Source organism: Rhodococcus sp. IEGM 1372, from assembly GCF_030056835.1.
Lineage (GTDB): Bacteria > Actinomycetota > Actinomycetes > Mycobacteriales > Mycobacteriaceae > Rhodococcoides.
This window is the reverse complement of record NZ_JASHKS010000008.1, coordinates 14,662-26,208: the sequence shown is the minus strand read 5'-3', so window position 1 is coordinate 26,208 and position 11,547 is coordinate 14,662. Positions and strand designations below refer to the sequence as shown.

The following is an 11,547-nucleotide window of genomic DNA, read 5'->3' as shown; positions in this document are numbered from 1 at the left end:
CTCGTGGTCATCTTCTTCGAGCTACTTCTCGTTCTTGCGGCAGTAGCCATCATCGCGTTCTCGCTCTACGTCGTCTACCGACTGGTCAACGACGAGTCGTGACAGAACCGGTTGCGGGGCAACCCGGCAGAGCTGACGAGGGGCTCGACACCCCCGTCACCAGTGGCGACGAAGCAATAGCGGCCGCCGAACAGAAGTTCGCCGACGCGTCGACGCGGAACGTTCCGGTCCTGCCGGACATCCCGCACCCCGACGACACGGCCAATCTTCGCCTCGGCCCCGATCTGCACCCGTCGATGCTCGCTCTGCTGCCGCTCGTCGGCGTGTGGCGTGGCGAGGGCGAGGGCCACGACCCCGAGTCGGGTACCGACTATCCCTTCGGTCAGCAGATCGTCGTCACGCACGACGGCGGTAGCTACCTGAGCTGGGAATCACGTTCGTGGCGACTCGACTCCGACGGCAACTTCGCACATCCCGACCTCCGCGAAACCGGATTCTGGCGGATGAGCGGAGGCCACGGGCTCAAAGGCTCCGACGACGAAGAGCTCGTCGAACTGCTGCTGACCCACAGCACCGGGGTCGTCGAACTGTATTACGGCCACGCCCTGACCAAGTCGTCCTGGGAACTGGCCACCGACGTCGTCATCCGTAGCACCTCGGGTGCGTTGGTCGGCGGGGCCAAGCGGCTCTACGGCATCGTCGAAGGCGGTGACCTCGCATACGTCGAGGAACGCGTCGTCGCCGACGGCCCACTGGCACCGCGGTTGTCCGCGCGCCTGTCTCGCTACATCGGCTGAGACACAACCACTTCGGTACCCACAGCGAACGGCCCCCGAGCCATACCTGATCTCAGGTCCCGACCGGACAGGTCGGGGGCTCGGGGGCCGGGTAGCTGCCTGGGATTCGCTAGCCGCTCGCGCGGTCTTCGCAGTGAATCCGTCAGCGATTGCGGCTAGCTGACAGCCACCTCACGCGTCCTAGAGTTCATCAACTTCAGACCACCTCCTCTCTCGTGTACTTCACAACGTACGCCCGAGTTTCCGAGTCGGCAAAGAGTTTTTCCCACGATTCGAGCCGAGGTCGATCACCTGGTCGGCGTCGGTGTTCTCCGGCAGTTGATGAGTGACGACCACCACGATTCGATCGGCTCCGAACAAGCCGTCGTCGGTGGTGAGCAACTCTCGAAGTAGCTGTTCGCCGGAAATTCGGTCGAGATGTTCGGTCGGCTCGTCCAGCAGCACGATCGGGGCCGTACTGAGCACAGCGCGAGCCAACAGCAGTCTGCGCCGTTCTCCGCCCGACACGGCCTGCGCACCGCCGACCAGGGTGGTGTGGACCCCGAGGGGCTGCGCGTCGAGCCATGGGCCCAGGCCCACGCGTCGCAGCGCATCCGATGCCTGTGCTTCGTCGACGTCGCCGCGCACCACACGTAGGTTCTCCAGAATCGAGGTGTCGAACAGATGCGCGTCCTCGGCGAACAGCGCTGCGTCCGAACCGCATTCCTCGGCGAACTCCCGCAGCATCGTGGACTTGCCCGATCCGCTGGGCCCGATGAGTGCGCTCCGCGCAGTGGTGCGGTTGAGTACCCCAGAGGGCACATAACCACGCCACTGCGGCGGAGCCGCATTCAGCATCGCCATAACTCGAGTGGCCGCGATTCGTCCACGCATCAGGGCGATTGCCGCCCCGGGGAGTGCCGCGGTTGCCTCGAAGGCAGCGAGCGGAACCAGCACGATGATCGCCAGAGCCATCGGAGTCATGCCACCTGCGGTGCCTCCGGTCGGTCCGTACAACCCGATGCCGACGAGAAAGGACCCGATCACCGATGCACCGATCGACAACGGAACGGCGGCATCGGCCAGCGCCGACGGTCGTGCCGCCCGGTCGCGGGCAGTGACCGAATCCTGCGCTGCGCCGCGGGCTTCGGCGAGGGTCGCGTCGAGGCGCCCGGCGACCCGCAGTTCCGCGGCGTGGTCGAGTGCTCGGACGGCGGTCTCGGCGAACCGCGCGTCGGCGTCGGCTCCGGCCTCCTCGGCGATCCGTGCCGACCGCGCCGCCAGAATCGGTGCACCCACCCCGGCGATCAACAACGACACCGCCAGGATCGACGCGGCAGCAGGCGCGATACCGGCGAGCAGCCCCACGGCTGCGAGCATCATCACGACGCTCACGCAGATCGGCACGATCGCGCGTATGACAACGTCGCCGAGCACGTCGACGTCCGCCCCGGTACGAGCCAGGACGTCACCGCGCCGCAGAGCGAGCGCGCCGTGTCCGTTCGCCAGCTGCTCGTAGATCCTCGTGCGCGCTGCCGTCGTACCCCGCAGGGCCGCGTCGTGCGTGGTCAGTCGTTCGAGGTAGCGGAACACACCGCGCGAGATGCCCAGCGCCCGAACGGATACCACTGCGACGGTCAGGTCCATCACCGGAGGCATCTGCCAGGCTCGGGTGATCAACCATGCCGACAGTGCGGCGAGAGCCAGTGCGCTGCCGAGTGTTGCCACGCCGGCCGCCACTGCCAGTGCAACCCTGCGCGGGGAGAGCTCGAACAGGGCCAGTGCGCGTCGTAGGTCAGACATGATCGAACTCCGGTACCACCGGCGAACTGCTTCGCACCTCGACGACGCGATCGGCGGCGTGCAGCACTGCGCGCCGGTGACCGACCATCACCACGGTGACGCCTCGGTCGGCTGCATCTCGAATGGCGTGCAGCACAGTCTGTTCACTCGCCGCGTCCAGGTGCGCCGTCGGCTCGTCCAGGACCATCACCGTCGCGTCAGAGACGAAGGTTCGGGTCAGGGCCAGGCGTTGCAGTTCGCCGAGGGACAGACCCACTCCGCCCTGCCCGACGCGAGTGTTCCAGCCGTTCGGGTGCTCTCGCAGTACGGCGTCGAATCCCGAAGCGCGGCAGGCTGCGTCGAGTGCATCGGCGTCGGGCACACCGTGGAGGGTGACGTTCTCGTACAGCGTGCCGGGAAGCAGCACGGGCCGCTGCGGGAGCCATGCGACCTGCGCCCACCACCGGTCGAGGTCGAGATCGACCACGGGCACCCCGCCGACGAGTACCGCACCGCTCGTGGGCGTCGTGAGCCCCAGAACGGCCTGCAGCGCAGTCGATTTACCCGAGCCGTTGGGGCCGGTCAGTACCGTGATGGTGCCCGTTCGGCACAGCGCACTCAGTCCGGCCGGAGCGTTACCGTCCCGGCTCGCGACGGTGAGTCCGACGAGTTCGATGTCCGCGGTCGTCGCGTTCACGGTCCGGCCACCGGTCGGCTGTGTCGTATGCCGGTCCAGGACACGGAAGGCTCGCTCCGCGGCCTCGACGCCGTCTTCCGCTGCGTGGAACTGGGTCCCCACGGCGCGCAGCGGGAAATACACCTCGGGGGCGAGGATCAACGCGATGATGCCTGCTTCGAGCGTCATCTCCCCGAAGACCAAGCGCAAGCCGATGCCGACGGCCACCAGCGCGACACACAGGGTCGCGAGCAATTCGAGCACCATCGACGAGAGGAAGGCAACCTTCAACGCGCGCATCGTGGTTCGTCGATGGGCGTCGCCCAGTGCGCGGATGCGAGCGGCCGGGCCGTGTTCGCGGCGCAGCGCGCGCAAGGTCGGCAGACCGGCCAGTAGATCGAGCAACTGCGCAGACAACCGGGTCATCGTGGTGAGCGTCGCCGCGGCTCGGCCCTTGGTCAGCAACCCGATCAGAATCATGAAGATCGGGATGAGCGGCAAGGTCACCGCGATGACCACAGCCGAGGTCACGTCCTGAGTGACGATGACGACCAGAACGAGCGGAGTGACGATGACCGCGGACACCAGCGCCGGCAGGTATCCGGTCAGGTACGCGCGCAGACCCCCGATGGCGCGGGTGACGACGACGGTCAACTCTTCCCGTTCACGGTCGAGCTCTCGGGGCTCGAAACGGGTTGCTGCCGTGAGTACCTCGACTTCGAGCTCGGCCACCACACGCGACGCCGACCGGTGCGCATAGCGGGACTGGGCTCCGGTGGCGAGCACACGGACGGCCATTGCGCCCGCCAGCACGGCGAGTTCCGTCGTCCAGGCGGACAACGACCGTGCCGTCGGGTCGGTGATGACGCCTGCCAGTACGCGGCCGATCGCAAGCGCGCCGACGATGATGCACAGGGTGACGACGGTCGACAGAGCGACAGTGACGACCAGGTAGCCCCGCGCAGATCTGGAGTACTTCCACAGGCGGGGATCGACCGGTCCTCGCGAGCGAGCGGGAGCGGTCACGATTTCACCGTCAGTCCGATCGAGTCCGGGATCTGGGCACTCGAAATGCGCTGGCGGAAGACCCAGTACGTCCAGGCCTGATATCCGAGGACGACAGGGGCGGCGAAGGCCGCAGCCCACGTCATGACCTTCAACGTGTACGGGCTCGACGACGCGTTCGCGATGGTGAGATCGGACGCGGCATCCGTACTGGACGGCATGACATTGGGGAACAGCGAGGCGAACAACAGCACCACGACGGCAACGATGGCAACGCTGGTGAAGACGAATGCCCAGCCTTCGCGCACTTTCGCCGTCAGCGCGACGACGAGAAGCAGTGCGACAGCGGCCACCGCGACGAGTAGCCACGTCCACGTCTTGCCGTGCGCGAGTTGGGTCCACAGGGCGAAGGTGCCGCCGACGAGAACTGCCGGAACCGAGAGGCGCGCCGCAATTTTCACGGAATCCTCGTGCACGTCCCCGGAAGTCTTGAGCGCGATGAACACTGCGCCGTGCAGAGCGAACACCAGCGCCATGGTGGCACCGCCGAGCAGAGCGTAGGGGTTGAGCAAGTCGAAGAAGCCTGCGGTGACCTTCTTGTTCTCGTCGATCGCGACGCCGCGCACGATGTTGGCGAACGCGACGCCCCACAGCACCGCCGGAACCCACGAGCCGATGCCGATGCCCATGTCGCAGCGCCGACGCCACACCGGGTCGTCGATCTTGCCGCGCCATTCGATGGCGCAGATACGCAGGATCAGGGCCACCAGGATGAGCAGTAGCGGCAGGTAGAAGCCCGAGAACAACGTCGCGTACCACTCCGGGAAGGCCGCGAACAGTGCGCCACCTGCGGTGATGAGCCACACCTCGTTGCCGTCCCAGACCGGGCCGATCGTGTTCAGAACCGCACGCCTGCGCTTCTCCCCCGTGGCGGCGTCGGGATGCCTGCCCAGGATCGGCATGAGCATGCCGACGCCGAAGTCGAAACCTTCGAGCACGAAGTAGCCGACGAAGAAGAAGGCGATGACGAAGAACCAGAATTCGGGTAGTGACATGGTTTTCCCCTAGTACGCGAACGAGAGCTGTTTGGGCTCTTCGTCTTCCGATTCCGGTGGATCGACGTGCGGATGCGCGTCGTGGTCGAGAGGTCCTTCGATGACATAGCGACGAAGAAGGAAGAACCAGACACCACCGAGGGCGGCGTACAGCAGTGTGAACGTCACCAGCGAGGCGAGAACGAGGCCGACGGGATGGTCGGACACGCCCTGGTCCACGGTCAGCCGTATCTGATCGACTCCCGAGAGGTTCGGCGCGACAACCCATGGCTGACGGCCCATTTCGGTGAAGATCCAGCCCGCACTGTTGGCGAGGAACGGCGTCGGAATCGCCAGCAGCGACAACCACGAGAACCACTTCTGGTCGGGAATCCGGCCACCCCGGGTGACCCACAGACCCGCGATGGCGAGCAGGGCCGAGCCGGCGGCCAGTCCGATCATCATTCGGAACGCCCAGTAGGTGACGAACAGGTTCGGCTTGTAGTTTCCGGGGCCGAACTGCTGCTCGTACTGCTCCTGCAGTTGGTTGACGCCCTGCACGGTGGCACCGAAGTCGTTCTCCGCCAGGAACGAGGTGAGTCCGGGAATCGCGATGAGGTGAATCACGGATTCGCAGTTGTTGTGGGTGCCCACGGTCAGGAGCGAGAAGCTGGCCCCGGTCTCGGTGTCGCACAACGATTCTGCGGAGGCCATCTTCATGGGCTGCTGCTCGAACATGAGCTTGCCCTGAATGTCTCCGGTGATGGCGAGCGCACCGCCGGCAACGATCATGACGATGAAGGACATTCGTGCTGCGGATCTGAACATCGAACGCGAGTCAGTAGCCGGGAGCGGAGCCTGGAGAGTGACCCCAGCGGCCGGGAGCGGAGCCTGTGGCGTGAGTCCGTTTTCGGACAGCGGAGTGAGCGCAGCCTGCTTCCTGCGAGCCTCACGCACCATCCACCAGCCGGAGATGCCGGCGACGAAGGTCGCGGCGGTGAGGAATGCTCCTGCGACAGCGTGCGGAAAGGCCGCCAGCGCAGTGTTGTTGGTGAGCAGTGCCCAGATGTCCGTGAGTTCGGCGCGGCCGGTCTCTTCGTTGTAGATCGCGCCGACGGGATGCTGCATCCAGGAGTTGGCTGCGATGATGAAGAAGGCAGAGGCGTTGACGCCGATGGCGACGAGCCAAATGGTCGCCAGGTGAACGAGTTTCGGGAGTCGGCTCCAGCCGAATATCCACAGGCCGAGGAACGTGGACTCGAGGAAGAACGCGACCAATCCCTCGAGCGCGAGGGGTGCACCGAACACGTCACCGACGAACCGTGAGTATTCGCTCCAGTTCATGCCGAATTGGAATTCCTGGACGATTCCGGTCGCGACACCGAGGGCGAAGTTGATGAGGAACAGTTTGCCGAAGAACTTGGTCAGCCGATACCAGGAGTCCTTCCCGGTGATCACCCACATGGTCTGCATGGCGGCCACCATCGGCGCGAGGCCGATCGTGAGAGGTACGAGAATGAAGTGGTAAACGGTGGTGATACCGAACTGCCACCGCGAGACATCCAACGCGTCCATCGATACTCCGAACTCTCACACCCGAGCTGTGACGGGCAACACCGCAGGTCAGGGCGTTGGCCCGCGACAAACTCGAATGTACTACTACGGTTAGTAGTAGGGAAGAGTCTTTCGGCAGGGTCGTTGGACTCCTATCGAGTTTCGACCGCCTCCACGGCCGTATCGACCATCGTCGAAACGTCATCGGCACGCCTCCGCGTGCCCAGAGGAACGCCGTTCATCGCCGTGACCCGAGCCGCGAGGGTGACGCTCGAGACAAGCCAAACGCCATCTGCGGCAATGAGATCCGCGGGATACAGGTGCCCGTGTTCGCATGTCCAACCAGCGGACTCGGCCACCGCGAACAACCCGGCGACCGTGGTTCCGGCCAGGATGCCCTGGTCGACGGACGGTGTGACGAGAGTCTTACCGCGCGCGAGCACCACCGTCGAGCGCGGACCCTCGAGCACCCTCCCCTCGCTGCTGAGGTAGATCACGTCGTCGACACCCTGCGCTGCGGCATGTCGCAGCGCGGCCATGTTGGTCGCATACGACAACGTCTTGGCCCCCGCGAGCTGCCACGGCGCTCCCGACGAGAAGTCCACCGAGTAGCCGCGATCGAGCGTGATCACCGACACCCCGTCGGTGCGCGCCGCCCGTACTCGCTCGGGCAGCGGCCCCACCGTCACGTATGCGGTGGGGTCACCACCGCCCTCGCGTCCGCGGCTGAGGACCACGCGAAGAACCGCCTCGTCCTCCGACTCCTGCGTCCACAGACCCACGGACTGTTCGACGACGGCGCGCCACTGTTCGAGATCGGGAACGGGTAGGTCCAGCGCCTTCGCCGACGCCACCAGCCGGGCCAGATGCAACTCGACCGCACAGGCCGCGCCGCCGCGCACGAGCAGCGTCTCGAAGACCCCGTCGCCGCGTACCGCGGCCAGGTCGTCGGCGAACAGCAACGGCCGATTCGCGTCGTGCACTCGGCCGTCCAACGTCACCACTACCGACTCCGACATGCCCGCCACCTTAGAGGGGAGCGGACGCGTTCGATCAATCCGCTCGGTCGGCCGTTGCCAGCGCGTCGGCGTACTCGTCGAGGTCGAGATCCTCGGCGACGACTACCTTGGTGCCGTTGTAGACCTCGCGGTCGATCTCGTCGTCGGCGTTGGCGACGAGCATCGCGACGAACGTGTCTCCGTTCACGTTGAGGAAGGTACGGAAGATCCCGGCGAACCAGTCCACGGCGATCAGCAGGCCGACGGCCTCGAAGGGAAGGTCGAGCGAGGTCGCGAGGAACATCGCGACGACGGGGAATCCGCCGGGCACGGTGATGGTGCCCATGTTCAGCAGAACCGCCAGGCCCATGCCCAGCACGATCTGCCCGAGGCTCAGGTCGATGTTGCCTGCCTGCGCGAGGAACATCACCACGATCATGTAGTTGAGCACGGCGCCGTAGGAGCCCATCGTCAACCCGATCGACAGCGTGAAGTTGGCGACCTTCTGACTGACGCCGACCTTCTCGACGGTGTTGCGCAGCACCGTCGGGAACGTGACGGCCGAGCTCGTCGTCGTCACCGCGACGGCAGTCTGTTCGGTGAGCTTGCTGGGCAGCTTCCACGGGTTGAATCGGGTCCGCATCGTCACGACCACGACGAAGAGTGCGAACAGAATCAACACCCCGAGCAGCGTCGTACCGAGGTAGCTCAGCGCGGTGGACACCACGGAGAATCCGACGTCTCCGGCGAGCGCGGCGAGCAGGCAGAACACACCGACCGGGGCGATGACCATGACGAGCCGGATCATCGTCAGGACGATCTGCTGGATCTGGTCCATGAACGAGAGCACCTGGGTGTTGCCGGTCTTGGTGATGTGACTGCGTAGCGCGATACCGAAGAGCAGCGAGAAGACGATGATCGGCACCATCGTCGCCGTCGACATGGCGTCGAACACGTTGGTGCTGACGAAGTTCAGCAGCGTGTCCTGCCAGCCGAGCGCCTCGCTCGCCGACTCCTCGAGCGCCGGATCGAGCTGCTGGGTGAACACCATGCCCGCGCCCGGCCGAATGATGGTGCTCAGCACCCAGGCCAGCACAGCGGCGACGACCGAGAACCCGATCATCCACTTGAAGGTGCGAAACGCGATCTTGCCGGTTCCCGCCCCCGCCATCGACCCGGTGGCCACGATGACCGAAGCCATCACCAGCGGGACGATCGACATCTGGATCAGTCGGATGAACAGATCACCGATGAACTTCAGGTTCGCGGCCCACTCGCCGACCACCAACCCGAACACGATGCCGCCGATCGCGGCGAGGCCGATCTGCGCGGCCGGATGCGCCAGTTTCTTCATGGATCGACACGCTAGGTCCGTGTCGTCGCGGTGCCGTGTCGTCGCCGTTTCGAGGGTGTAAAGGGACCGGTCACCGAGTTGCTGCGCCGACGGGCTCCTACTATGGGGGATGTGTCCGACACAGTCACGATCAGCCCGAGTCCACTTCTGACACTCCCCGGCGCAGTGCCCTCCCCCGACGACAGCGTCGATGCCGGGGTGGCCTGGCACTACGGCAATCCGTTCGGCGAGCAACGCGACGCGGTCAGCGGCGCTGCCGTCATCGACCGTTCCCATCGTTTCGTTCTGGCCATCGGCGGAGACGAACGTCTGACTTGGTTGAACACGATCTCGAGCCAACTCGTCTCGAACCTGCCCGACGGCAGCTCGGCGGAGAATTTGAGCCTGGACGTCAACGGCCGCATCGAGCATCACTTCGTCCAAACCGACCTGGCCGGCGTCACGTACATCGACACCGAGCGCTCGGCCGGACCGGATCTGCTCTCGTTCCTGAAGAAGATGGTGTTCTGGGCCAAGGCCGAACCCCGTGAGGCCGACGAACTCGCCGTTCTCACCGTCCTCGGATCCGACGCGGCGTCGGTGCTCGAGAAGGCCGGCCTGCCGGCTCCGAGCGAGGTCTACGGTGCGTCGCCGATCGACGGCGGCGGTTTCGTGCGGCGGATGCCCTGGCCGGGCGCGAATTCGTACGACGTGGTGATCCCCCGCGCGAGTCTGAGCGAGTGGTTCATCCGACTGCGCGACGCCGGGGCCGCCCCGGCCGGAACCTGGGCGTTCGACGCGTTGCGGGTGGAATCGCTGCGTCCGCGCGTGGGCGTGGACACCGACGAGAAGACAATTCCGCACGAGGTTCGCTGGATCGGCAGCGCAGCGGAGTTCGGCGCGGTGCATCTGGAGAAGGGCTGCTACCGCGGGCAGGAGACTGTCTCGCGCGTGCACAATCTCGGTCGCCCGCCCCGACACCTGGTGCTGCTGCATCTCGACGGTTCCGCGGACGGTCGACCCGGAACGGGCGATCCGGTGACCGCAGGCGGACGCTCGGTGGGCCGTCTGGGCACCGTCATCGATCACTTCGAGCTCGGGCCGATCGCATTGGCTCTTCTCAAACGAACGATTCCGGTCGACACTGCCCTCGAAGCAGGGCCGTGTGCCGCGTCGATCGATCCGGATTCGATCCCGTCGTACGACGACGTCCAGGCCGGCCGCGCTGCGGTCGACCGCCTGCGCGGCCGGTGACCGGGAGGGTCCTCGCGGTCTGCGTCGTGCACGCCGATGTTCCGCTCGGACGCCGAGCGGTGGTCGACAGTGGCATCGACAAGCGGCCCGTCGACGGGCAGGTGGACGTGCACGAGCTCGGCATCGGCGGTGATCACTGTCGGGACACGAAATTCCACGGCGGACTCGATCAGGCCGTGTACGCCTACGACGAGGTCGAGGCGCAGCACTGGGCCGACGAGCTGGGGGTGCCGGTTCCACCGGGTCGATTCGGGGAGAACCTCCGCACCGAGGGTGTCCCGGTGACCGACGCGGTGATCGGGTCGCGGTTTCGCATCGGCACGGTGACCTTGGAGGTGACGATCGCCCGCAAGCCCTGCGCGACGTTCGCACGGTGGATGGACCAGCCGAGATGGATCCGTCGCTTCGCGGACCGAGGTGATGTGGGTGCGTACTTCCGAGTTCTCGAACCCGGGGTCTTCGGCGGCGGTGACGCAGTGACCGTGGAGTCGGTACCCCGACACGGGGTGACGGTTCGCGACCTGTTCCGAGGAACCGACGCGACCGCGATGTCCACTTTGCTCGATCAGCCCGATTTGGCACCGAAGGTCTACCGCGATGCGGCCGCGGCACTGAAATCGTTGCGGAACTGACCCTCCGGTCGCTTCTCCGGGCTCCGCTCCCCATGACGCGCAGCACGTAGTTCTCGTGTCGCGAAACGGAGATAGTTTGCCTGTGCACGGATTTCTGCAGGTACAGGCTGCGTCGACCCTTTTCCCGGGCGTGTCGCGCCCGTTCGCCCGGCACCGACACGTGGTGCCGTCTGCGCATCGCGGCGATTCGCGCGCTAGAGTGTGTCCCAGGAAGAAATACCAACTCTAACGGGGCCGCCAAATTTCCCCAGGCCGCCCCGAAAGTCCGCGAGGGGGCACCGCCATGGGCCGAGGCAGGGCTAAGGCAAAGCAGACAAAGGTCGCTCGTGAGCTCAAGTACAGCTCGCCTATTACGGACTTGGAGAGACTGCAGCAAGAGCTCTCCGGTGGTTCGTCGAACTCGCATCGTGGCGGCGTCGACTCGGACGCGCCTTCCCGAGTCGAAGAAGACGAGTACGAGGACTGGCGACGCTAGTACTGAGCACTGAACGACTGAGGGGGAG

10 protein-coding genes are annotated in these 11,547 nt (G+C 65.7%); 4 read left to right on the top strand and 6 right to left on the bottom strand.

Annotation, left to right across the window (positions count from 1 at the left end):
• The first annotated feature begins 176 nt into the window (after nucleotides 1-176).
• Nucleotides 177-797 (top strand): heme-binding beta-barrel domain-containing protein, encoded by a 621-nt coding sequence (locus QM590_RS10205; RefSeq protein WP_149405585.1) that lies wholly within the window; start codon nucleotides 177-179, stop codon nucleotides 795-797.
• A gap of 222 nt (nucleotides 798-1,019) precedes the next feature.
• On the opposite strand, the gene QM590_RS10200 is transcribed toward QM590_RS10205, so the two are convergent.
• From QM590_RS10200 to QM590_RS10175, 6 genes are all read right to left on the bottom strand, one after another.
• The gene (locus tag QM590_RS10200; protein WP_269594791.1) at nucleotides 1,020-2,579 is read right to left on the bottom strand and encodes an amino acid ABC transporter ATP-binding/permease protein; all 1,560 of its coding nucleotides are present in this window, start codon (nucleotides 2,577-2,579) and stop codon (nucleotides 1,020-1,022) included.
• Nucleotides 2,572-4,260 (bottom strand): thiol reductant ABC exporter subunit CydD, encoded by a 1,689-nt coding sequence (cydD, locus tag QM590_RS10195; RefSeq protein WP_269594790.1) that lies wholly within the window; start codon nucleotides 4,258-4,260, stop codon nucleotides 2,572-2,574. Before cydD ends, QM590_RS10200 begins: the two co-directional genes overlap by 8 nt.
• Complete coding sequence (gene cydB / locus QM590_RS10190) at nucleotides 4,257-5,294, bottom strand: cytochrome d ubiquinol oxidase subunit II (RefSeq protein WP_269594789.1); 1,038 nt, start codon at nucleotides 5,292-5,294, stop codon at nucleotides 4,257-4,259. Before cydB ends, cydD begins: the two co-directional genes overlap by 4 nt.
• 9 nt (nucleotides 5,295-5,303) lie before the next feature.
• The gene (locus QM590_RS10185) at nucleotides 5,304-6,848 is read right to left on the bottom strand and encodes a cytochrome ubiquinol oxidase subunit I (RefSeq protein WP_269594788.1); all 1,545 of its coding nucleotides are present in this window, start codon (nucleotides 6,846-6,848) and stop codon (nucleotides 5,304-5,306) included.
• A 131-nt stretch (nucleotides 6,849-6,979) separates the two neighbouring features.
• Nucleotides 6,980-7,846, bottom strand: coding sequence for an aminodeoxychorismate lyase (locus QM590_RS10180; protein WP_269594787.1), 867 nt, complete (start codon nucleotides 7,844-7,846; stop codon nucleotides 6,980-6,982).
• Nucleotides 7,847-7,880: 34 nt separating this feature from the next.
• Nucleotides 7,881-9,179, bottom strand: coding sequence for a dicarboxylate/amino acid:cation symporter (locus QM590_RS10175; RefSeq protein ID WP_269594786.1), 1,299 nt, complete (start codon nucleotides 9,177-9,179; stop codon nucleotides 7,881-7,883).
• A 102-nt stretch (nucleotides 9,180-9,281) separates the two neighbouring features.
• Here QM590_RS10175 and ygfZ point away from each other — a divergent pair, with 102 nt between their 5' ends.
• The 3 genes from ygfZ to QM590_RS10160 all read left to right on the top strand — a co-directional run bounded on the left by ygfZ (nucleotide 9,282) and on the right by QM590_RS10160 (nucleotide 11,519).
• Nucleotides 9,282-10,412 carry a CAF17-like 4Fe-4S cluster assembly/insertion protein YgfZ gene (gene ygfZ / locus QM590_RS10170; RefSeq protein WP_411741326.1) on the top strand — a complete coding sequence of 377 codons (1,131 nt, stop codon included), beginning with the start codon at nucleotides 9,282-9,284 and terminating at the stop codon, nucleotides 10,410-10,412.
• Nucleotides 10,409-11,044 carry an MOSC domain-containing protein gene (locus tag QM590_RS10165; RefSeq protein ID WP_269594784.1) on the top strand — a complete coding sequence of 212 codons (636 nt, stop codon included), beginning with the start codon at nucleotides 10,409-10,411 and terminating at the stop codon, nucleotides 11,042-11,044. Before ygfZ ends, QM590_RS10165 begins: the two co-directional genes overlap by 4 nt.
• 283 nt (nucleotides 11,045-11,327) lie before the next feature.
• Complete coding sequence (locus tag QM590_RS10160; protein ID WP_082898823.1) at nucleotides 11,328-11,519, top strand: DUF3073 domain-containing protein; 192 nt, start codon at nucleotides 11,328-11,330, stop codon at nucleotides 11,517-11,519.
• Nucleotides 11,520-11,547 lie beyond the last annotated feature (28 nt).

Coding starts and splice junctions, on each gene's coding strand:
- ygfZ (WP_411741326.1), top strand. CDS start 9,282: ATGGGGGATGTGTCCGACACAGTCACGATCAGCCCGAGTCCACTTCTG.
- cydB (WP_269594789.1), bottom strand. CDS start 5,294: ATGTCACTACCCGAATTCTGGTTCTTCGTCATCGCCTTCTTCTTCGTC.
- QM590_RS10160 (WP_082898823.1), top strand. CDS start 11,328: ATGGGCCGAGGCAGGGCTAAGGCAAAGCAGACAAAGGTCGCTCGTGAG.
- QM590_RS10200 (WP_269594791.1), bottom strand. CDS start 2,579: ATGTCTGACCTACGACGCGCACTGGCCCTGTTCGAGCTCTCCCCGCGC.
- QM590_RS10180 (WP_269594787.1), bottom strand. CDS start 7,846: ATGTCGGAGTCGGTAGTGGTGACGTTGGACGGCCGAGTGCACGACGCG.
- QM590_RS10185 (WP_269594788.1), bottom strand. CDS start 6,848: ATGGACGCGTTGGATGTCTCGCGGTGGCAGTTCGGTATCACCACCGTT.
- QM590_RS10175 (WP_269594786.1), bottom strand. CDS start 9,179: ATGAAGAAACTGGCGCATCCGGCCGCGCAGATCGGCCTCGCCGCGATC.